The sequence below is a fragment of the Bradyrhizobium tropiciagri genome (genome assembly GCF_018130505.1).
In the GTDB taxonomy this organism is placed as follows: domain Bacteria; phylum Pseudomonadota; class Alphaproteobacteria; order Rhizobiales; family Xanthobacteraceae; genus Bradyrhizobium; species Bradyrhizobium tropiciagri_B.
The window spans coordinates 550,054-570,479 of sequence record NZ_JAFCKH010000005.1; the positions used below are offsets into that span (position 1 = coordinate 550,054).

At 65.7% G+C, this 20,426-nt stretch carries 17 protein-coding genes; 9 read left to right on the plus strand and 8 right to left on the minus strand.

The window, feature by feature from the left end:
• Window positions 1-673 precede the first annotated feature (673 nt).
• Both JQ633_RS16255 and JQ633_RS16260 read right to left on the minus strand, forming a co-directional pair.
• The gene (locus JQ633_RS16255; protein WP_211986034.1) at window positions 674-2,263 is read right to left on the minus strand and encodes an ABC-F family ATP-binding cassette domain-containing protein; all 1,590 of its coding nucleotides are present in this window, start codon (window positions 2,261-2,263) and stop codon (window positions 674-676) included.
• A 137-nt stretch (window positions 2,264-2,400) separates the two neighbouring features.
• On the minus strand, window positions 2,401-3,720 hold the full coding sequence (locus tag JQ633_RS16260) for an Hsp70 family protein (RefSeq protein WP_211986035.1): 1,320 nt from the start codon (window positions 3,718-3,720) through the stop codon (window positions 2,401-2,403).
• A gap of 237 nt (window positions 3,721-3,957) precedes the next feature.
• Between JQ633_RS16260 and JQ633_RS16265 the strand changes: the two genes are divergently transcribed.
• Window positions 3,958-4,707: a class I SAM-dependent methyltransferase gene (locus JQ633_RS16265; RefSeq protein WP_211986036.1), complete on the plus strand. Its 750-nt coding sequence runs from the start codon at window positions 3,958-3,960 to the stop codon at window positions 4,705-4,707.
• A gap of 31 nt (window positions 4,708-4,738) precedes the next feature.
• Here JQ633_RS16265 and JQ633_RS16270 read toward each other — a convergent pair whose 3' ends face one another.
• Window positions 4,739-5,698: a LysR family transcriptional regulator gene (locus JQ633_RS16270; protein WP_211986037.1), complete on the minus strand. Its 960-nt coding sequence runs from the start codon at window positions 5,696-5,698 to the stop codon at window positions 4,739-4,741.
• Between the two features lie 105 nt (window positions 5,699-5,803).
• Between JQ633_RS16270 and JQ633_RS16275 the strand changes: the two genes are divergently transcribed.
• Both JQ633_RS16275 and JQ633_RS16280 read left to right on the plus strand, forming a co-directional pair.
• Window positions 5,804-6,985, plus strand: coding sequence for an MFS transporter (locus tag JQ633_RS16275; protein ID WP_211986038.1), 1,182 nt, complete (start codon window positions 5,804-5,806; stop codon window positions 6,983-6,985).
• 16 nt (window positions 6,986-7,001) lie between these two features.
• A complete protein-coding gene (locus JQ633_RS16280) occupies window positions 7,002-8,036 on the plus strand; it encodes an aldo/keto reductase (RefSeq protein WP_211986039.1) in 1,035 nt (344 codons plus the stop codon).
• Between the two features lie 30 nt (window positions 8,037-8,066).
• Here the strand turns inward: JQ633_RS16280 and JQ633_RS16285 are convergent, their stop codons facing one another.
• On the minus strand, window positions 8,067-8,969 hold the full coding sequence (locus JQ633_RS16285) for a helix-turn-helix domain-containing protein (protein WP_211986040.1): 903 nt from the start codon (window positions 8,967-8,969) through the stop codon (window positions 8,067-8,069).
• A gap of 296 nt (window positions 8,970-9,265) precedes the next feature.
• Between JQ633_RS16285 and JQ633_RS16290 the strand changes: the two genes are divergently transcribed.
• From JQ633_RS16290 to JQ633_RS16300, 3 genes are all read left to right on the plus strand, one after another.
• Entirely contained in the window at window positions 9,266-10,906 is a 1,641-nt protein-coding gene (locus JQ633_RS16290; RefSeq protein WP_211986041.1) for a flavin-containing monooxygenase, read from the plus strand.
• Window positions 10,907-11,045: 139 nt separating this feature from the next.
• Window positions 11,046-12,239: a serine hydrolase domain-containing protein gene (locus JQ633_RS16295; protein WP_211986042.1), complete on the plus strand. Its 1,194-nt coding sequence runs from the start codon at window positions 11,046-11,048 to the stop codon at window positions 12,237-12,239.
• 77 nt (window positions 12,240-12,316) lie between these two features.
• Window positions 12,317-13,465 (plus strand): PLP-dependent cysteine synthase family protein, encoded by a 1,149-nt coding sequence (locus JQ633_RS16300; protein ID WP_249159340.1) that lies wholly within the window; start codon window positions 12,317-12,319, stop codon window positions 13,463-13,465.
• Window positions 13,466-13,475: 10 nt separating this feature from the next.
• Here JQ633_RS16300 and JQ633_RS16305 read toward each other — a convergent pair whose 3' ends face one another.
• On the minus strand, window positions 13,476-14,609 hold the full coding sequence (locus JQ633_RS16305; RefSeq protein WP_211986043.1) for a threonine synthase: 1,134 nt from the start codon (window positions 14,607-14,609) through the stop codon (window positions 13,476-13,478).
• A gap of 32 nt (window positions 14,610-14,641) precedes the next feature.
• Window positions 14,642-16,684 (minus strand): acetoacetate--CoA ligase, encoded by a 2,043-nt coding sequence (locus JQ633_RS16310; RefSeq protein WP_211986044.1) that lies wholly within the window; start codon window positions 16,682-16,684, stop codon window positions 14,642-14,644.
• Window positions 16,685-16,852: 168 nt separating this feature from the next.
• On the opposite strand from JQ633_RS16310, the gene JQ633_RS16315 reads away from it, so the two are divergent.
• Together JQ633_RS16315 and JQ633_RS16320 are read left to right on the plus strand one after the other, a co-directional pair.
• Window positions 16,853-17,860 carry a glycoside hydrolase family 3 protein gene (locus JQ633_RS16315; protein ID WP_211986045.1) on the plus strand — a complete coding sequence of 336 codons (1,008 nt, stop codon included), beginning with the start codon at window positions 16,853-16,855 and terminating at the stop codon, window positions 17,858-17,860.
• 89 nt (window positions 17,861-17,949) lie between these two features.
• On the plus strand, window positions 17,950-18,132 hold the full coding sequence (locus JQ633_RS16320) for a hypothetical protein (RefSeq protein WP_211986046.1): 183 nt from the start codon (window positions 17,950-17,952) through the stop codon (window positions 18,130-18,132).
• A 74-nt stretch (window positions 18,133-18,206) separates the two neighbouring features.
• Here JQ633_RS16320 and JQ633_RS16325 read toward each other — a convergent pair whose 3' ends face one another.
• Window positions 18,207-18,791, minus strand: a complete 585-nt coding sequence (locus JQ633_RS16325; protein ID WP_211986047.1) for a hypothetical protein — start codon at window positions 18,789-18,791, stop codon at window positions 18,207-18,209.
• 159 nt (window positions 18,792-18,950) lie between these two features.
• Window positions 18,951-19,313, minus strand: a complete 363-nt coding sequence (locus tag JQ633_RS16330; RefSeq protein ID WP_433995658.1) for a hypothetical protein — start codon at window positions 19,311-19,313, stop codon at window positions 18,951-18,953.
• A 426-nt stretch (window positions 19,314-19,739) separates the two neighbouring features.
• On the opposite strand from JQ633_RS16330, the gene JQ633_RS16335 reads away from it, so the two are divergent.
• Window positions 19,740-20,354 carry a helix-turn-helix domain-containing protein gene (locus JQ633_RS16335; RefSeq protein ID WP_211986048.1) on the plus strand — a complete coding sequence of 205 codons (615 nt, stop codon included), beginning with the start codon at window positions 19,740-19,742 and terminating at the stop codon, window positions 20,352-20,354.
• The last annotated feature ends 72 nt before the right edge of the window (window positions 20,355-20,426 follow it).

The window sequence follows — 20,426 nt, forward strand, 5'->3', positions numbered from 1 at the left end:
GCAGGCCACCCTTTCAATCAGGGCGAAGGGTGTCTCCCGAAGCTTCGAAGAAGCGTACTGAGACCGTCGACGACGTCGAGGCTGCGTTCCGCATTGCTCGGAGAGCGGCGCGTTGGCGCGCCCGCTCGCCGGTAACCTTAATTTTCCCTTTCGATTGTCGTTAAAGTTTTATCGATTATCGTCGTGACAGTTGAGCGGCGTGACGAACCGCACGATGGGAGGCAACAGCCGAGTGGCTCGACGACCTCTCTGAAATCGAAGGATGGGCAGAGCGCAGTGCCAGCCATCTTTCGGGCTGTTCGGCGGCGGCCGGCAGGGCAAATCCATTTCTGAAGTGCATTTGATTGCCATGCTGCGGCGCATACCGCGCCGCATGATGCTTCACAATTGGGATGCTCCAAATGACGTTCGCGCATTTCTTGATCGCGGTCGGTGGCGGTGTTTTGTTGCTGACTGGCTTCGTCGCATTTGCCCTTCGCAGAAACGCGCTGCATTCGACGGCGCGGATTTAGCAACAACTGAAATTCAACTCCGACGGCCTCGCTCACGGGGGTGGGCGAAGCTTGCGGGGATGGCCGCACCGCCGCGCGGCCTGGCAGCCGAGCACCACGCCTACACCCTGCCCCAAGGCGATGTGTGCTCGGCTGTTCCCTTTCTGACTAACCTTCGCCGTTCACCTCCAAGCAGCGAGATCCAGTCTGCGGGTGGTCGCGATTGCCTCGAGGAAGGCCTCATCGTGGCTCACGACCAGCAGCGCGCCATCGTAGGCACGCAGTCCGGCCTCGACGGCCTCCATCGATTCGATGTCGAGGTGATTGGTCGGTTCGTCGAGGATCAAGAGCGGTGGCGGCGTCGGGCCGCCGAGGACGCAGGCGAGTCCGGCTCGGAGCAACTGGCCGCCGCTCAGGCTCGCGACGGTCTGCAGGGCAGCATCGGCGCGAAACATGAACCGCGCCAGCGCGGCGCGACAGGCGTTCTCGTCGGCATGCGGATTGATGCGGCGGAAATTGTCGAGGATCGAAGTCGAAGCATCCAGCAGGCTGACCGCCTGATCGAACATCGCGAACCGGGTCATCACCTCGACGGTGCCGCGCGATGGCAGCAAATCGCCGCTGATGAGCCTGAGCAACGTCGTCTTGCCCGCGCCATTGGGGCCGACGATCGCGACGCGTTCCGGACCCGACATTGAAAACGTCACGTCACGCAGGATCGGCGCATCAGCTTTATAGCCCACATCGGCCGCTTCGATCCGTAGCACCATCCTCCCCGCGGATAAACTGGTCGACGGCAGTTGCACCGAGAACGGCTGCAGCACCTCGATGCGCTGCCGTGCCGCATCTGCGTGTTCGAGCGCCTGCGTCCGCCTGCGCTCGGCGAGCCGCGCATTCTCGCCGCCGCTGTCCTCGCTGCGATCCTTGCGCAGGCCGGCGGCAATGCGCGGCATATCGCCCTTGGCGCGCTGCTTCGCGCCCGCGCCGTCCTTGCGTGCCTTCCGCTCAGTCGCGTCCTGTGCCTTGCGGTCGATTTCGGCGACGCGCTTCTCGGCATCGGCGAGGTCGTGCCGTGCTGCCGAAAGCTCGATCGCCTTGCGCGCGCGGTACTGGCTCCAATTGCCGCCGTAGCGTCTGGCTTCGAGCGAGGTCAATTCGACGATCGCATCCATCGTCTTCAGCAGCTCACGGTCGTGGCTGACGATGATGGCGCCGTGTCCCCAGGTGGCGAGCAGGTCGATCACCGCCATGCGTCCGTCGCGGTCGAGATTGTTGGTGGGTTCATCCAGCAGCAGAAAGTCAGGCTCCGCGAAGGTCAGCGCGGCGAGGCGGGCCCGGGTCGCCTGTCCGCCGGACAATGTCGCCAGCGGCGCATCGAAAACGTCGCTCAATCCGGCGCGCGCCAGCGCGGATGCAATACGCGTGTCCAGCGTCCAGTCGACATCGGCGATCTCCTCCGCACTCGCAAGGCCCTGTTCGGCGCGGCGCAGCGCTTCCAGCGCCTGGCGAGCGCCGAACAGATCGATCACGCATTCGTCCGGGTTCACCTGAACGGCCTGATGCAACATCGCGACGCGTCCCTGTACCGAGATCGCGCCGGACTGCGGCGCGCGCATCCCTGCGATCAAGGCAAGCAGCGTCGTCTTGCCGACGCCGTTTCTGCCGACCAGGCCGGTTCGTTCGGGTCCGAAACTGAGATCGATGTTGGAAAGGAGTGTCCGGCCGTCAGGCGCGGACAGGGTCAAATTCGAGAGCGTGATCGATGCTGGCATGGCGATGGATATCCCGGTGGGCAACGCTGATGGGCTTTGCTGTCCGGATGAAATCCATGGACGTCGGCATCCTCTCGATTGATGATTGACGTGATGTAGTCGTATGTCGTGTCGGGATCAAGGCGCCGGGCTGGCCGTCACGCCGCCTCCGCCACGGTCCAGCGGTCTGGGTCCTGCGTGTGCCCGATCAGCGCGAGGCCGTAGGCGATCGATTCGAACTGGTCCGCCGAGGTCAGCCGTGCGGCCCCGAAGCGATCGGCGAACAGGCGCTGCACCGCCGGCACGAACGACGTGCCGCCGGTCAGGAACACCTTCTCGACCTCGCCGGCGGTGATGCCGGATTTGGCCAGCGCCTCGTCGACGGTTGCGCCGAGACGCTCGATGTCGTCGGCGATCCAGTTCTCGAACTCGTCGCGCGTGACGGTCGCGCCGATATCAATGCCCTCGCGGGCGAAGCGGAACTCGACACGGTCCTGGCTCGATAGCGCGACCTTGGTGTCCGACACGGCGCGATAGAGCGCGAAGCCGAGATCGTGGTCGACGATGGTGATGAAGTCCTGCAGCGGCGCCGGATCGAGCGCAGTGCGCACGAGCTGCTGCAGCTCGCGCAGATCGCCGTTGCCCCTCATCATCGCCAGTTGATGCCAGCGGGCGAGGCTGGAGTAGTAGTGATTGGGAATCGGCAGCTCCTTGTCGAAGGAGCGGTAGTTGGTGCCCTTGCCGAGCCGGGGCGAGACGATGTGGTCAACGATGCGATAGTCGAAGGTGTCGCCGGCGATGCCGATGCCGGCGTGGCCGAGCGGCTCGGCACGCAGCACGCCGCCCTTGCGCGAGAACCGCATCACCGAGAAGTCGCTGGTGCCGCCGCCGAAATCGGCCACCAGAACGGTGGCGTCATGATCGAGGCTGCGCGCGAACGAGAACGCGGCGCCGACCGGCTCGTAGACATAGCGCGCATGGCCGGCCCCTAACCGCTCGAATGCGGCGCGGTAGCGCTGCATCGCAAGCTCGTCATTGGGATTGCCGCCGGCAAAGCGCACCGGACGGCCGACCATGATGGTCGGCGCGCCCAGATCGAAGCCGTCGCCGGCATGGCGCGCCAGCGTGCGCAGGAACGCCGCCAGCAGGTCCTCGAACTTGTAGCGCTGCCGGAAGATCTGCGTGGTGTTGAAGGCGGAGCTTGCGGCGAAGGTCTTGAACGACTGGATGAAGCGGTGGATCGTGCGCCCTTCGAGGAACTGCTCGATCGCCCACGGGCCGCCTTCGGCGCGTGGATGCAGGCCGGCGCCCGGCCGCTCTTCCCAGAAGCACAGCGCCGACACGTAGACGCTGTGGGTGCGGCCGCCATGGTCGAATCGGATGGCCTCGACGCGGCCGTCGCCATCGGACAGGGCAACCACGGTGTTGCTGGTGCCGAAATCGACGCCGATCGAGACGGCGGGCGGGGCGCTCGACATGTCATGCTCAAATGGTGATGTGAAGGGGGCGGACCTTTAGCGGCTTTGGCTGCGCTTGCCAACCCGTCCGGCCGGCCTGCGCGTCTGCCATGCAGCACGTCGTTTCAGCGGAAAATGCCTTGTGACGCAAAGGTGACGAAAGCTCAGCGGATTTTGCATCGACACGCTCTTCCAAAGTGCTGCGCGCCACTGCTCTATACGCACCCGGCAAGCAAAACGGCGCGCAGGAGAAGCAAAATGACCCTGAACCCCACGGCGAAGAATTATCGTGTCGCGGTCGGCGCTTACGAGGCCGGCCGGCCGAGCTATCCGGCCGACATCATCGCCGCGCTGCCGCTTCAGGTCGCGCGCTGTGTGGTCGATCTCGGCGCCGGAACCGGCAAGTTCACCCGCCTGCTGCTGCCGCACCTCGCCCCGGCCGCGCGGCTGGTTGCCGTCGAGCCGGTCGCGGAGATGTCGGCGAAACTCGCCAGCGAAGGCAAGGCCGAGGTCATCAACACCCGTGCCGACGCGATTGATCTCGAGACCGGCAGCGTCGATCTCATCACCTGCGCCCAGGCCTTCCACTGGTTCGACAACGAGCCGTCGGTCGCCGAGATCGCCCGCCTGCTGCGGCAAGGCGGAATGCTGGCGCTGGTCTGGAACGTCAGGGATGACGGCACGCCGTGGGTCAAGGCGCTGTCGGTCATGATCGAGAAATACGCCGGGGATACGCCCCGCCATCAATCCGGGCGGTGGCGGTGGATCCTGAATGATCCGCGCTTTGTGCTCGACAAGGAAATCGTACAGCAGCATCCGCACCGGATGGCCCGGCGGGATGTGTTCGAGCGCGTCGCATCGACGAGCTATGTCGCCAATCTTCCGGATGCGGAGAAGGCGACGCTTCGGACCAGGACGGACGATATCCTGCGCGAGGCCGGTCTCGGCGACGCTGACGAGGTGGTGTTTCCCTATGTCACGCGACTCTATCTGCTGAAGCGGGTCTGATCGGGGAGCGATCAGACCTCGATACGAGGTCTCACCGTCCGGGCACGATCTTCCACTTGCCGTCGGCGCCGCGCCGCAGCGCGGGATCGCCGATCCTGATGTCCCTGGCCAGGAAATCGATGAAGGCGCGGACGCGGGCCGGCAGCGGGCCGGCATGGCCGACATAGACCGCGTGAATGTCCTCGCGATCGCCGGGATTGAAGTTCTGCAGCACCGGCACGAGGTGCCCGGCCTCGATGTCGGGGCCGATATGGAATAGCGCCAGCCGGGCGATGCCGATGCCGCCGAGCGCGAGCCGGCGCGCGACCTCGCCGTCGCTGGCGCGGGCGACTGGCGGCGGCAGCGCCTCCTCGATTTTTTCGGCACGACGGAATGGCCAGCCGCGGATGCTGCGCGGAAAGGTCCAGCCGATGCCGCGATGGGTCGCGAGGTCCGCCGGCGTCTTCGGCGTACCGCAGCGGGCGAGATAGGACGGCGCGGCGACCACCGCCATGCGGCTGGTGCCGAGCTTGCGCGCGATCAGGCGCGAGGCGCCGAGCGGGCCGGCGCGGATCGCGACGTCGGCGCGCTCCTGCATCAGGTCGACCAGCGTGTCGGTCAGCACGACATCCAGGGTTATGTCGGGATGTTCGCTCATGAAGCGCGGCAGCAGCGGCATCACATGCAGCATGCCGAACGGGATGTTGCAGTTGAGGGTGAGGTGGCCGCGCGGCGCCGCGCCCGAGCCGGCGAGGCGCTCGGCCTCCTCGATGTCGGCGAGGATGGCGAGCGCGCGTTCATAGAAAGACTGGCCTTCCGCGGTGAGCAGCAGCTTGCGCGTGGTGCGGTTGACCAGCCGGGTGCCGAGCCGCGCCTCCAGCCGCGAGATCAGCTTACTTACGCCAGAGGGCGTCAGGCCGAGATTCTTCGCCGCAGCGGTGAAGCCGCCGAGATCGACGACACGGACGAAGACCTCCATCTCGCCGGAACGGTTGGTGTCGGATCGGGCCATGATGAATTCACGTCACAAATGATTGGATTACGGCGATCCTAATCCTTTTCGGCCGGCCTCGCTATGTCGCATCGCGCAATGCTATTCGATCCGGAGCGATCCCCCATGCCAGCTGCTGTCCTTGCCCTGACCGCCGGTGCCTTCGGCATCGGCACCACCGAATTCCTCATCATGGGCCTGCTGCTGCAGGTCGCCGCCGACATGCAGGTCTCGGTCTCCGCGGCGGGTCTTCTGATCTCCGGCTACGCGCTCGGCGTGTTCGTCGGCGCGCCGATCCTGACGCTGGCGACGCGGCGGATGCCGCGCAAGGCGGTGCTGCTGGCGTTGATGGCGATCTTCACCCTCGGCAACGCGGCCTGCGCGCTGGCGCCGAACTACGAGCTGCTGATGGCGGCGCGCATCCTGACCTCGCTGGCGCACGGCACCTTCTTCGGCGTCGGCTCGGTGGTGGCGACCAGCCTCGTCGCCGAGGACAAGCGCGCCTCCGCGATCGCGACGATGTTCATCGGGCTGACGGTCGCCACCCTGCTCGGCGTTCCCTTCGGCGCCTGGTTCGGCCTGATGCTCGGCTGGCGCGCCGCGTTCTGGGCGGTAGCTGCGATCGGCGTGATCGCCTTCATCGTGCTCGCCGTGCTGGTCCCCGGCCATGTCGGCGGCAAAGACAAGCCGGCGCCGCTGCGCGACGAACTCGCCGTGCTCGGCCGCCCGCAAGTCTTGCTCGGCCTTGCCATGACGGTGTTCGGCTTCGGCGGCCTGTTCGCGGTCTTCACCTATGTGCAGCCGATCCTGACCCGGCTCACCGGCTTCTCCGATGCTGCGGTGTCGCCGATCCTGCTGGTGTTCGGCGCCGGCCTTGCGATCGGCAATGTCGCGGGCGGCCGGCTCGCCGACAAGGGACTTGCGCGTGCATTGCTCCTGACGCTCGGTGCCCTCGCTGCTGTGCTGGTGGTTCTGGCGACGGTGGTCTCGGTCAAGGCGCTGGCCGTGGCGCTGCTGTTCATCCTCGGTATTGCCGCGTTTGCGACCGTCGCGCCGCTGCAACTGCGCGTGCTCGAAGCCGCCGGCGTCGAAGGGCGCACGCTGGCCTCGAGCCTGAACATCGCGGCCTTCAATCTCGGCAATGCGCTCGGTGCCTGGGCCGGCGGCGTCACCATCGATCGCGGCCTCGGTCTCGGCGCGCTGCCGCTGGTGGCGGCCGTCATCACCGCGGTCGGCCTGTTGCTGGCGCTGTGGAGCCTCCGGCTCGATCGGCCCGCCGTTCTCGCCGCCCAGTGCCCGGCGGAATAATCGAAAGGATTGGATCATGGACTATCGCAATCTCGGTGCGTCCGGCCTGAAAGTCCCGGTGCTCAGCTTCGGCACCGGCACGTTCGGCGGCCAGGGACCATTATTCTCCGCATGGGGCCAGAGCGGTGTCGACGAGGCACGGCGGCTGATCGACATCTGCCTCGATGCCGGCGTCAATCTGGTCGACACCGCAGACGTCTATTCGAACGGCGCGTCGGAGGAGATCCTCGGCGCCGCGATCAAGGGCCGCCGCGACAAGGTGCTGATCTCGACCAAGACCGGGCTGCCGATGGGCGATGGGCCGCTCGATGCAGGCACGTCGCGCCATCGTCTGGTCGCCGCGGTCGATGCCGCCCTGCGGCGGCTCGGCACCGATTATATCGACCTGTTTCAGCTGCACGCCTTCGACGCCTTCACGCCGGTCGACGAGGTGCTGTCGACGCTCGATGCGCTCGTCCGAGCCGGCAAGCTGCGCTATGTCGGCGCCTCGAATTTCTCCGGCTGGCATTTGATGAAGTCACTCGCAGCGGCCGAGCGGCACGGCTGGCCGCGCTACGTGGCGCATCAGGTCTATTATTCGCTGGTCGGCCGCGACTATGAGTCGGAGCTGATGCCGCTAGCGCTCGACCAGGGCGTCGGCGCGCTGGTCTGGAGCCCGCTCGGCTGGGGTCGGCTCACCGGCAAGATCAGGCGCGGGCAGCCGCTGCCGAAGAATAGCCGCCTGAACGAGACCGCGCAGTTCGGCCCGCCGGTCGATGACGACAGGCTGTATGCGATCGTCGACGCGCTGGATGAAGTGGCCGCCGAGACCGGCCGCAGCGTGCCGCAAATTGCCATCGCCTGGCTGCTGACGCGCCCGAGCGTGTCGTCGGTGATATTAGGCGCGCGCGACGAAGCGCAGCTGCGCGACAATCTCGGTGCGGTCGGCTGGACGCTGTCGCCGGACCAGGTCGCGCGCCTCGACAAGGCCAGCGCGGTGATGCCGGCCTATCCGTATTACCCCTACCGCATCCAGCAGGGCTTTGCGCGGCTCAACCCGGCACCGGTGTGAGGTGCATGCCGACTTGCGCGAGGGGCGATCCTACGCCTGCACCGTGCGCTCGCACATTTGCCGGCGATACTCGGCCGGCGTGATGTTCATGTGCTGCCGGAAGACGCGATTGAGATGGCTCTGGTCGGCAAAGCCGGCCAGCAGCGCGATCTCCTTCAGCGCCACGCGGTCCTTGCGCAGATGCTGGCACGCATGCTCCACCTTCCGTCGCAGCACATAGGCATGTGGCCGCATGCCGTAATGCGCGTGGAATTTGCGGGCGAACTGCACCGGTGTGCAACTGCATACGTTCGCGAGCTCGTCCAGCGTGATGTTCCGGAATATGTTCTGCTCGATATAGTCCTCGATCAGCCGCGCATGCGCCGGCCGGAACCTGCCCTGCGCGCATGGCATCTTGAACTCGATCGCGGCGTATTTGCGCAGGATGTGCACGCTGGCCTGCAGCGCCAGCGCGTCATAGCAGAGCCGGCCGCCCGGACCGCCGGCGGCGATTTCCTGCACCATCTGGTCGTTGATCCAGGTCAGCATCGGGTCCTCGACCTTGAGCAGGTCGTGAAGCTCGACCATCTCGGCATCGCGGTCGAAGGCATCGCTCGCGGTCTTCGTCATCAGGCCAGGAGAGATGTAGAAGTGGGTGACCTCGATGTCGTTCTTCCAGTGCCAGCTTGACGGCTCCGCGCGCGTCAACAGCGACGTGACCCCGCGACCGACGTGATCCTGCCGCCAGGTGCCGCTGACACGGCGGTTCATCGCTGTCGCGCCGTCACGATAGAGCACGACGAGGAAGTTTTCCGAGGGCGGGACCCAGATGTCGGATGGCGCATAGCGGAAGATCCGCAGCCGGAAATCGCTCCGGCCGATGGGCGAGCTATCCAGCTTCAACTCGCCGGGAGCGTAGCGCGGCAGTTCCTCGACCGTGATCAACTGGCCCATCGCGCGAGCCTCCTCCCTGTAATCCATCGGGGCGGTTGACCGCTTCTTGTTGGCCGGGCGGCGCGACCCAGAATAGGCCGCTTTCACGGTTTGCCAAGGAGACCAATGGCCGATGGAGAACGGCCGCGTTCCAGAGATTGTCGATTCCATCCAAGCCGCGGAAATCGCAACGACCGTAGCCTCCTGCGCGTCTCGAAAGCCCGTCCAGCCGCCGAGACCCAAATTGGCGCAACGCACCGCCATCCGCCGGCCCGCGGATGGGAAGGGCGTGCAGAGACCAGACCCAGGAGGAAACCATGACCGCGACCGCAACCAGGTCCAATGGAAGCAATGGCGCGCACGCGACCGCCAAATTCGATGCTGTGGTGATCGGTGCCGGCGTCGCCGGCCTCTATCAACTGTTCCGCCTGCGCGAGCAGGGCATGACGGTCAGGGCGATCGACGCCGGATCGAGCGTCGGCGGCACCTGGTACTGGAACCGGTATCCCGGCGCGCGCTTCGATTCCGAAGGCCACACCTATCAGTACCTGTTCTCCGAAGAGCTCTACAAAGGCTGGAGCTGGAGCGAACGCTTTCCCGGGCAGCCGGAAATCGAGCGTTGGCTCAACTATGTGGCCGACCGTCTCGACCTCAGGAAGGACATCCAGTTCGGCACCACGGTGAAGAGCGCGCATTTCGACGAGGCGGCGCAACGCTGGCTGGTGACCACCGACAAGGGCGAGGTCATCGACACCCAGTTCCTGGTCACCTGCTGCGGCATGCTCTCGGCCCCGCACGTGTCCTTCCCGGGACAGGAGACATTCAGGGGCGAACTGTTCCATACGGCGCGCTGGCCCAAGGGCCCGATCGAACTCGCCGGCAAGCGCGTCGGCGTGGTCGGCAATGGCGCGACCGGAATCCAGGTGATCCAGTCGATCGCCGGCGAGGTCGGCCATCTCAAGGTGTTCATCCGCACGCCGCAATACATCATCCCGATGAAGAACCCGAAATGGGATGCATCGGATGCCGAAGCCTACAAGTCGAAGTTCAAATTCCTCACCGAGCGGCTGCCGAAGACGTTCACCGGATTCGAGTTCGACTTCGAGCATGCCTGGGCCGACCTGACGCCACAGCAGCGGCGCCAGGTGGTCGAGGATTGCTGGAATGACGGCTCGCTCAAATTGTGGGTCTCGTCGTTCGCCGAACTGTTTTTCGACGAAGCCGTCAACGCCGAGATCACCGAATTCGTGCGCGAGAAGATGCGCGAGCGGATCAGGGATCCCAAACTGTGCGAACAGCTGATTCCGGCCGATTACGGCTTCGGCACGCATCGGGTGCCGCTGGAGTCCAACTTCCTCGAGGCCTTCCATCGGCCGAATGTCGAGATCGTCAGCGTCAAGGACAATCCGATCGCCCGCATCACGCCCGAAGGCATCCAGACCGCCGACGGCACGGTGCACGCGTTCGATGTCATCATCCTGGCGACCGGGTTCGACGCAGGTACCGGCGCGTTGACGCGGATCGACATCCGAGGCCGCGACGGACGTTCGCTGAAAGACGATTGGGGTAGGGACATCCGCACCACGATGGGCCTGCAGGTCCATGGTTATCCCAACCTGTTCACGACAGCGGTGCCGCTCGCGCCTTCGGCCGCGCTCTGCAACATGACCACCTGCCTGCAGCAGCAGGTCGAGTGGATCGACGAATGCATCAAGTACATGCGCGAAAAGAATCTCAACGTCATCGAGCCCACCAGGGACATCGAGGATCAGTGGGTGACGCATCACGATGAGACCGCCAACGCGACGCTGATCGCGAAGACCAACTCCTGGTATCTGGGCTCCAACGTCGAGGGCAAGCCGCGCCGGGTGCTGTCCTACTGCGGCGGTGTCGGCACCTATCGCCAGAAATGCGACGAGGTCGCCGCAAGCGGCTATCGCGGATTCGCGATGCAATAGGCCGATCGCAACCGGATTTGTAGCCCGGATGCAGCGAAGCGCAATCCGGGACCGGTGACGCCGGACTGCACAAGCCCCGGATTTCGCTTCGCTGCATCCGGGCTACGCAAGTCAACATCACAAGATGGAGGAGGAAGACATGAGCACGAATTTCAGCGCGGCGGCAGATGCAATTCTGGACGGCGTCGTGACCTCGAGCCCCCGCGTTCCCGGCGTCGTCGCGATGGTGACCGACCGCCATCGCAACATCTACGAAGGCTCCGCCGGCAAGCGCCGCCTCGACCAGCCGGCCGACATGACCGCCGACAGCGTGTTCGCGATCTTCTCGACGACCAAGGCGATCACCGGGACCGCCGTTCTGCAACTCGTCGAGGACGGCAGGCTCGATCTCGATGCGCCGGCCAGGACCTATGCGCCCGACATCGGAAAGCTCCGGGTGCTCGAGGGCTTCGACGACAGCGGCGAACCGCGGTTGCGTGCGCCGAAGCGCGACATCACGACCCGCATGCTGATGGTCCATAGCGCGGGCCTGAGCTACGATTTCATCAATCACACCTACAATCGCCTGGCGCAGGAGAAGGGGCAGCCGAGCGTCATCACGGCGTCGAAGGCGTCGTTGATGACCCCGCTGCTGTTCGATCCGGGCGAACGGTGGGAGTACGGCACCAACCTGGACTGGTGCGGCCAGATCGTCGAGGCGATCGCCGGGCGCAGGCTCGGCGAAGTCTTCAAGAACAGGATCTTCGAACCGCTCGGGATTCACGATACCGCGTTCGAGCTCACCGACGCGATGCGCCGCAAGCTCGCGGGGATCCACGCGCGTAACGCCGACGGCTCGCTGACGCCGATGGATTTCGAATTGCCTGCCAATCCCGAAATCCACATGGGCGGCCACGGGCTCTATGGCACGATCGGCGACTACATGCGCTTCATCCGGATGTGGCTGAACGACGGCGCCGGCGAGCATGGTCGCGTCCTCAAGGCCGAGACCGTGCGGATGGCGGAGAAGAACCATCTCGGCAACAACAAGGTCACGGCGATCACGGGCGTGATCTCCTCGCTCGCCAACGACGCCGAATTCTTCCCCGGCCAGTCGAAATCCTGGGCGCTAAGCTTCATGATCAACGACGAGCAGGCCCCGACCGGCCGCCCCGCCGGCGCGCTCGGCTGGGCCGGTCTTGCCAACCTGTTCTACTGGATCGATCGCCAGAACGGGTTCGGCGGCTACTGGGCGACCCAGATCCTGCCGTTCGGCGACCCGGCATCGTTCATCGGCTACATCAATTTCGAGACGGCGTTCTACGATGCGCTGAAGCTGCGCAAGGCGGGCTAGGCCTGCTGCGTCACGGAGAGCCTGATGCTCTCCGTGTCCGTCTCGCCGTTCGAGGCGAACTATGGTTAGATGGCGCGATGTCGAACGAGCACATGCCGTCGCGCCAGAACCCGTCGGCCGGGCCGGCCTACCGGCGCGGCTGGGTCGATGATGCCGTCACCGCGATCGAGGCGGATCAGTGCCGCACGGCCGACACTCATCTGATGCGCCTGATCGTGCCGGCGCTATCAGGCATCGACATCTACCTGAAGGACGAATCGACCCATCCGACCGGCAGCTTGAAGCATCGTCTCGCGCGCTCGCTGTTTCTCTATGCACTGTGCAACGGCCATATCCGCGAAGGCAGTGCCGTGGTCGAGGCATCGTCCGGGTCGACGGCGGTCTCGGAGGCCTATTTCGCGCAGATGATCGGCGTGCCGTTCTACGCGGTGATGCCGCGGACGACGTCGGCCGAGAAGATCGCCGCGATCGAGCATTACGGCGGCAACTGCCATCTGATCGACGACGGCCGCGCGCTCTATGCCGAGGCCGCGGCGCTGGCCGCGCGTCTCGGCGGCCACTACATGGACCAGTTCACCTTCGCCGAGCGCGCCACCGATTGGCGCGGCAACAACAACATCGCGGAATCGATCTTCACCCAGCTCAAGGGCGAGCAGCGGCCGCTGCCGGAATGGATCGTGATGGGTGCGGGCACCGGCGGCACGTCGGCGACGATCGGGCGCTATCTGCGCTATCGCCAGTTTCCGACCCGGCTTTGCATCGCCGACGTCGAGCACTCCGCCTTCTTCGACTGCTTCCGCACCCAGGATCGCTCCCATGTCTGCGAGCGGCCGTCGCTGATCGAAGGCGTCGGCCGGCCGCGCTGCGAGCCTTCGTTCGTGCCGGGCGTGGTCGACCGGATGATGAAGATTCCCGACGCGGCGTCGATCGCCGCGATGAATGTGCTGTCGCGCCTGCTGCGCCGGCCGGTCGGCGGCTCGACCGGCACCAATTTCCTCGCGCTCTGCCGCCTTGCTTCGGAGATGCGCGAGGCGGGAACGAACGGATCGCTGGTGACGCTGATCTGCGATTCCGGCGAGCGCTACCGGCAGACCTATTACGATGAGGCGTGGCTCGCCTCGCGCGGGCTCGATCCGGCACCTTATGAAGCCGAGCTGAACGCCTTCCTTGCCGGTGCGCAGCCACTGGCGCTCGCGGTCGCGGACGTCCCGAACCCACGCGCGTGACGCGATCGCGTCAGGCGCTGGCCAGCAGCTCCGTGATCAGCGACGCCGCCTTGATGCCTGTCCCGGAGATGATGACGACGGTGCGCTCGCTGGCGCGGATCGCGCCGCGGGCGCTGAGCACGTCGAGCGCAGCCGCGGCGGAGGCCGAGGTCGGCTCGACGAACAGGCCGGTATGCGCCATCCGCTTCAGCGCGGCGATGATGCCGTCTTCAGGGATCGCGACGGTGCCGCCGCCGCTCTCGCGCATTGCTGCGATCATCTGCTTCAGCCGCAGCGGATGCTTGATCGCGGTGCCCTCGGCGATGGTCTTGTGAACCTTGCGCGCAACAGGCGTGTCGACGCCGGCGGCGAAGCTGGCATCCACCGGCGAGCAGTTCAGCGGCTGCGAGGCGAACAGGCGCGGCAGGCGCGCGATCTGCCCGGCCGCGAGCAGCTCCTTGAAGCCGATGTAGCAGCCGAGCAGGCTACTGCCGGCGCCGACCGGCATGATGACGTTGTCCGGCGCGGTGAAGCCGCAATCCTCCCAGATCTCGTAGGCCAGCGACTTGGTGCCCTGCAGGAAGAACGGCTGCCAGTTGTGGCTGGAGTAGAAGATCTGCTTCGACTGGCGGATCGCCTCCGCCTCGGATTCCTCGCGCGGGCCCTCGACGAGCTGCACCTCGGCGCCGAACGCGTGCATCTGCGCGACCTTCATCGGCGATGTCGTGGCGGGCGCGAGGATTTTCACGCGCATCCCGCCGGCCGCGCCATAGGCCGAGACGGATGCGCCGCCATTGCCGGAACTGTCCTCCAGCACCGCGTCGACGCCGAGCTGGCGCAGCAACGACAGCATCACCGTGGTGCCGCGGTCCTTGAAGCTCGCGGTCGGATTGAACCATTCCAGCTTGAACTGCGGCCGCAACTCGCCCCACGCCTTCTCGACCAGCGGCGTGCAGCCTTCGCCCATGGTGATCGGCTGCCTGATCTCGACCGGCAGCGCGGCCCGATAGCGCCACAGCGAGCGCGTGCCGCGATCGATATCGTCGCGGGAGATGCCCGATAGCGGCGTCACCAGCAGCGGCTTGCCCTCGTCGGAGCACCAGCGCGGGACGCCGAGCGGATAGAGCTTTCCGTTGAGCGGGTCGATGTAGCTTGGTGAGGACATGTCGTTTGATCCCGGGAATGGCGGCACCGGCGTCATGCCGCGCCGGCCCGCTTGCTCAGATAGCCCTTGGCGAAGTCGAGATACCAGTCGAGGCAGCCGGGATTGGCCATCGCATCGCGGTTGATGACCTTCTCGACGGGATGGCCGAGCAGCAGCTTTTTGACCGGCAACTCCTGCTTCTTGCCGGACAGCGTGCGCGGAATCTCCGCCACCGCGAAAATATCGTTGGGCAGGAAGCGGCGCGACAGGCCGGCCTCGACCGCCTTGTTGATCTTCGCCTTCATCGCCGCATCCAGCACGATGCCCTCGCGCAGCACCACGAACAGCGGCATGTAGCTGTCGCGGCCGAGATATTCGAGGTCGACCACCAGCGAATCCAGCACCTCCGGCAGCGCCTCGATCGCCGAATAGAGCTCGCTGGTGCCCATACGCAGGCCGTGGCGGTTGATGGTGGCGTCGCTGCGACCGAAGATCACGCAGGCGCCGTCAGGCTCGATCTTGAGCCAGTCGCCGTGCCGCCACACCGGGCCGCGGCCGCTTCCGTCGAAATTGTCCGGATAGGTCTCGAAATAGCTGGCGCGATAGCGCGCATCGCCGGGATCGTTCCAGAACTTGAGCGGCATCGAGGGCAGCGGCTCGGTGCAGACCAATTCGCCGACCTCGTCGATCACGGCGCGGCCCTGCTCGTCGAAGGCTTCCACCGCACAGCCGAGCAGGCGGCATTGCATGACGCCGGGGGTCTGCGGCAATTCGCGATTGCCGCCGATGAAGGCGCCGGCGAAATCGGTGCCGCCCGAAATGTTCGCCCACCACATGTCGGCCTGCGCGGCGCTGCCGCTCTGTTTTGCGAGCGCGGCGAAGCGCTCGTTGAACCAGCTCTGCGTGTCGGCGCTGAGCGGCGATCCCGTTGAGCCCAGCACCCGCAGCGCCGAGAGATCGCCGACCGCAGCGAGATCGATATCGGCCTTGGTGCAATTGGCGAAGAACGCCGCGCCGGCGCCGAAGAACGTCGCCTTGGCGTCGGCAACGAAGCGCCACAGCGTGGTCCAGTCCGGTTTGTCCTTGGTGCCGCCGGGGCTGCCGTCGAAGATGCAGCAGGTGGTGCCGTTGAGCAGGCCGTTGGCCTGGCAATTCCACATGATCCAGCCGGTCGAAGAGTACCAGTGGAAACGCTCGCCGAACGAGTTCGGATGATAGCTGCAGCCGACATCGTTGTGCAGCGCGCCGAGCGGCAGCGTCACGATCATGATCCCGCCATGGCTGTGCAGGATCGGCTTCGGCAGCCCGGTGGTGCCCGAGGAATAGACGATCCACAGCGGGTGATCGAACGGCAGCCATTCCGGCTCGAACGCGTCGATCGCGGCGCCGTGGCCGGCGAGGATCGACGACAACTGTGTTTCGGCGGCGGTCTCGCTGTGCAGGATCACATGCTCGACCGACGGCAGTGCCCCCCGCAACTCCTCGATCACGGCCTGCCGGTCATGGCGGCGGCCGGCATAGGTTACGGCGTCGCAGGCGATCAGCACCTTCGGCTCGATCTGCTTGAAGCGGTCGATCACCGCGGGCGCCGCCATGTCGGGCGCGCAGACGCTCCAGATCGCGCCGAGGCTCGCGGTCGCAAGGAACGCGATGATGGTCTCCGGGATGTTCGGCAAGTAAGCCGCGACGCGGTCGCCGGAGCGCACGCCGCGCGCCCTCAGATGCAGCGCCAGCGCGGCGACCTTGCGCCGCAGCTCCGGCCAACTCGTCTCCGTAAGCTTGCCGTCCTCGCCGCTCGAGATCAGGGCCGGCAGCCCCGCGGCATGCGCCGGCTCGACATGGCGAAACACCTGCCGCACATAGTTCAGCGAGGCGCCGGGAAACCACACCGCGCCCGGCATCTTGCGCTCGGCGAGCACGGCCGAATGCGGCGTCGGCGAGCGCAGGTCGAAATAATCCCAGACGCTCTGCCAGAAGCCGTCGATGTCGGTGACCGACCAGCGCCGCATCTCCTCGAAATCGGCAAAGCTGAGCCCGCGCCGCTCCTTCAGCCATTGGCGATAAAGGGCCATTTGCGGGACGTAAGGTGCGGTCATGGTCGTTTCCGGATTGTCTTGGTCGTGGCCTTGCGGCGGTGGCTTTGCCTTCTCTAACATAGCGTTACGAGCGTGGGGAACGCGGCCCGTCAGCATATTCTTACCGCCACACGGCATGCTATGCCGTGACCAGGACGCCGCGCCTGATTCTGCGCGCAGGACCAGCCAATGCCTGATGCCATCGGCGAACTCTTCATCCTCGGCTTCCACGGCAAGGTCGTCCCGGCCTGGCTGACGGAGTTTGCCGCACACTTCGGGCTCGGCGGCGTCATCCTGTTCGACTATTCCTGCCGGACGCGGCTGTACGACAACAACATCGAGTCTCCGGCGCAGGTGCAGTCGCTGTGCGCCGAGATCGCGGCGCTGCCCGCGAGCCCGCTGGTGTTCATCGACCAGGAGGGCGGGCTGGTGCGCCGTCTCAAGGACAGCCTCGGCTTTCAGCCGCTGCCGAGCGCGAAGGATTTCAATCTGCTCGCGCTGGACGACAAGCAGGCGATCCTCGCCGCGAGCTATGACGAATTGCGCCGGCTCGGCATCCGCTACAATTTCGCGCCGACCATCGACGTCGATTACAACGCGGACAATCCCAATATCGGCCGGATCAAGCGGTCCTATTCGGCCGATATCGGCGAGGTCGAGGCCAATGCCCGGCTGGTCGACGCTGCGGCGCGGCAGGCGCGCGTCGGCCTCTGCCTGAAGCATTTTCCGGGCATCGGCGGCGCCGACGTCGATTCGCATCTGGACTTCATGGACATTTCCGACGCGCTGCGGCCGGAGCAGGAGCAATTGTTCTATACGCTGGCGCCGCGGACCTTCGGCGATGCGGTGCTGGTCAGCCACGCCATCGTCCGGCCGTGGGACCCGCACAATCCGATGACATTGTCATCCGCCGGCATCGGCCGGCTGCGCCGCTGCCTGCCGGAGACGCTGCTGATCACCGACGACATGCAGATGCAGGGCCTGCAGAAGGCGCTCGGCACAAGCGCCGCCAGTCTCAGGGCGATCGCCGCCGGCATGGACATGGTCTGCATCGGCAACAATCTGTTCGACCAGGAGCGGGAGATGGCGGCGATCGCCCGGGCAATCGCCGCTGCAATGCAGGATGGCGCGCTCGATCCGGCCGAAGTCCGGCGCTCCATTGCGCGGGTGCGACGGCGCAAGGCGCTGCTCGCCTGACCCGGCGAAATTCAGCGCAGGACGGGTGAAGCGCGGAACCAATCTCCTTACCGCGATTTAATGAAGACGCTCATCGGGGCTCACGAACCATGAAGATGCTCAAGCGTCTCTTCCAATCGTTCCGGCTACGCCGCGCCGCGCGCCAATCGGCCGATTTCCAGCCCATCTGCATCGATCCCGACGAATTCAACCGCCTGCTCTGCAGCGGGCGCAAGGAGGATCTGCGGATTCTGGCGAAACGGCTGAGCCTGCGCCCGCGGGCACACGCGTAGTCCGAGGCAGCTGTCCGTTCGCGAAAGCGGTTCTGTGCAAGGCAGAACCGGGCCGGTCGGGTGCGGCCGCAGCTCTAGTTCTGACCCCACGCGGTCATCGCCGCGGCAAAGGCCGACTGTCCCGTTTCCCCCTTCTCGATTGCGAGGATGGCGCGGTGCTGGATGCCGTCGACGATCGGGATATCGATCCACGGTCGTTCTCTCAAAAGCGTCAGGTTGCGCTCGCGGTCGGCATCGACATTCGACAGGCCGACCATGAACACATTGTCGGTCACCTTGACCGCAAGGCCCGCTAATGGCGTGCCACGCGTCTGCTGGTCCACTTTGGTCAGCATACCCGGCACGCTGTTGACGTGATGTCCGACAAATCCGGGAACGGGCACGAACGTCAGCTCGAAGACATGGCTCGCCGGTAGCGTCCTGTCGGTGTTGCGCTTGAGCGTCAGCGTCAGCTTGAGTCTGCCCGGGACATCGACATCGCCGACCACGAAGGTCTCGGCAGCCGCACCGGCGGATTTGATCGTGTCGGTGTGCCAGACGACAGACCCCGTCAGCCTGCGGCCGGTGGGATTGCTGGTATCCTCTTCGTACAGCACGGCCAGCCCGGCCGCGGCCGTCTCATCGGCGGCTTCTGCCCGGTGCGGATTGACGGCGGTCAATGCAAGCAGAGCAAGCGCGCATGCCGGCCGGACGCGCAGCCGGCTGAGGCGGAGCGCGCTCAAGCAGCGATCGAACATGGTCATGACGGGATTCCGCGAGGTGGGCGCTATTCTCTACCCAGACGGGAAAGATCGGGCAAGCCCACGGGACGCGATCGGCTATTGCATCGCCTTCTCGTGATTGCCGATGCCGATCGCCTTGTAGTCGTAGGTCGGATAGAATTCCGTGTGATAGGCGCCCCAGGCGCTGTTCTCGATGATGCGGTTGACCTCGCGCAGCCGCGATGCCGGCAGCCGCAGCGTCACCACCTGGCCGATCCCCATCATCACGTACCAGCTCACGACCTCGACGCCATCAGGCGGGAACGCCTTGTAGAACCCCTGCCGCTCGAGCTGGGCGTTCAGCTCACCCAGCGGACGCGACTGGTCGTGCTTGAGGAAGATGGTGAGCAACACCGCGTTGTCGGGCGTCGGCGTCGCATTGGTCGGCGACGTCTGGGCCTGCGCCATCGTGCCGAACATCAGTGCGGCGGCCAGCACCGCCATCGCCATCCAGGATAGGTTTCGTCCGCGCATCGTCGCCTCCTTGCAGGGGTCTTGTCGGCCGTTCGAGGCGGTGATCATCGCGGCACCCGCCCAGGCTGTAAATTGACGATTGCCTGAGCCGTTCCCCGGGCTCCCCGCGCCAGCCTGGGCACGAATCGCGGGTAGGAAGGGATCGGCCCAACCCGGGATGGTAAACGCGAAACGGCAAACCGTCCGGGCTAGGACAAGCACCGTCCCGTAAGAATACTGTAATTCGACTCGAATATGCCGGTTTCGTTGCCAAATCAGGGGCGATCTGCGTCTGTTGGGTAGCCGGCCCCGAAGATCACAGTTGCGTCACCCGTAGTTTTACGGTCCGCCGCGTTAACGCAGTCACAAGTTCACCTTCGGTAAACCATACTTATGACGCAACATGACAATCGAGCCGAGGCCCGCCTTTCGCCCTGGATGGATGGCGCGCCGCTCGAGACGCAGCCGCTCGAGGGCCGGGAGGTTGCTCCGTCCCCCATGCACCGGACGCCAATGGCCGAGGAATCGGCCGCGGCGATCGTCCGCCAGTTCAACGGACCGGTGACGGCGCTGCTGCTCTATATGAATGAGCTGAAGCAGCACAGCCATCAGGTCGGGCAGGCGCCCGGCAACGGCGTCTATCTGCGGCAGGTGATCGAGAACGCGCTCGAGCAGACCGAGCGCGTGTCGGCGATGCTGAAGCAGATTTCCGATCTCTATCCGAATGCGATCCCGGCCGGCGATCTCAGACCGCTGCGCGACGACAAGCCGTCCCGCGCCCGCTCACCCGACGTGATGTTCGCACCGGAAGCCGGACACAAGCCGCTGACCAAGCGGGAGCGCGAGGTGCTCGGCCTGATCAGCAACGGCTATTCCAACAAGCAGGGCGCGCTGCGCATGAACATCAGCCCGCGCACCTTCGAGAGCCATCGCGCCGAAGCGATGCGCAAGCTCGGGGCGCGCAACACCGCGGATCTCGTCCGCAAGGCGCTGCTGCATCCGGCTTGAGGCCGCGTACCCAGGCGTGAAGCTCCGCGCATACGCCGGCCGCTTGCCGCAACAGCGCGCCCCGGACTTCAG

Coding starts and splice junctions, on each gene's coding strand:
- JQ633_RS16320 (WP_211986046.1), top strand. CDS start 17,950: ATGAAGATGCTCAAGCGTCTCTTCCAATCGTTCCGGCTACGCCGCGCC.
- JQ633_RS16315 (WP_211986045.1), top strand. CDS start 16,853: ATGCCTGATGCCATCGGCGAACTCTTCATCCTCGGCTTCCACGGCAAG.
- JQ633_RS16260 (WP_211986035.1), bottom strand. CDS start 3,720: ATGTCGAGCGCCCCGCCCGCCGTCTCGATCGGCGTCGATTTCGGCACC.
- JQ633_RS16290 (WP_211986041.1), top strand. CDS start 9,266: ATGACCGCGACCGCAACCAGGTCCAATGGAAGCAATGGCGCGCACGCG.
- JQ633_RS16295 (WP_211986042.1), top strand. CDS start 11,046: ATGAGCACGAATTTCAGCGCGGCGGCAGATGCAATTCTGGACGGCGTC.
- JQ633_RS16310 (WP_211986044.1), bottom strand. CDS start 16,684: ATGACCGCACCTTACGTCCCGCAAATGGCCCTTTATCGCCAATGGCTG.
- JQ633_RS16280 (WP_211986039.1), top strand. CDS start 7,002: ATGGACTATCGCAATCTCGGTGCGTCCGGCCTGAAAGTCCCGGTGCTC.
- JQ633_RS16275 (WP_211986038.1), top strand. CDS start 5,804: ATGCCAGCTGCTGTCCTTGCCCTGACCGCCGGTGCCTTCGGCATCGGC.
- JQ633_RS16285 (WP_211986040.1), bottom strand. CDS start 8,969: ATGGGCCAGTTGATCACGGTCGAGGAACTGCCGCGCTACGCTCCCGGC.
- JQ633_RS16305 (WP_211986043.1), bottom strand. CDS start 14,609: ATGTCCTCACCAAGCTACATCGACCCGCTCAACGGAAAGCTCTATCCG.
- JQ633_RS16270 (WP_211986037.1), bottom strand. CDS start 5,698: ATGGCCCGATCCGACACCAACCGTTCCGGCGAGATGGAGGTCTTCGTC.
- JQ633_RS16255 (WP_211986034.1), bottom strand. CDS start 2,263: ATGCCAGCATCGATCACGCTCTCGAATTTGACCCTGTCCGCGCCTGAC.
- JQ633_RS16265 (WP_211986036.1), top strand. CDS start 3,958: ATGACCCTGAACCCCACGGCGAAGAATTATCGTGTCGCGGTCGGCGCT.
- JQ633_RS16330 (WP_433995658.1), bottom strand. CDS start 19,313: ATGTTCGGCACGATGGCGCAGGCCCAGACGTCGCCGACCAATGCGACG.
- JQ633_RS16300 (WP_249159340.1), top strand. CDS start 12,317: ATGTCGAACGAGCACATGCCGTCGCGCCAGAACCCGTCGGCCGGGCCG.
- JQ633_RS16335 (WP_211986048.1), top strand. CDS start 19,740: ATGACGCAACATGACAATCGAGCCGAGGCCCGCCTTTCGCCCTGGATG.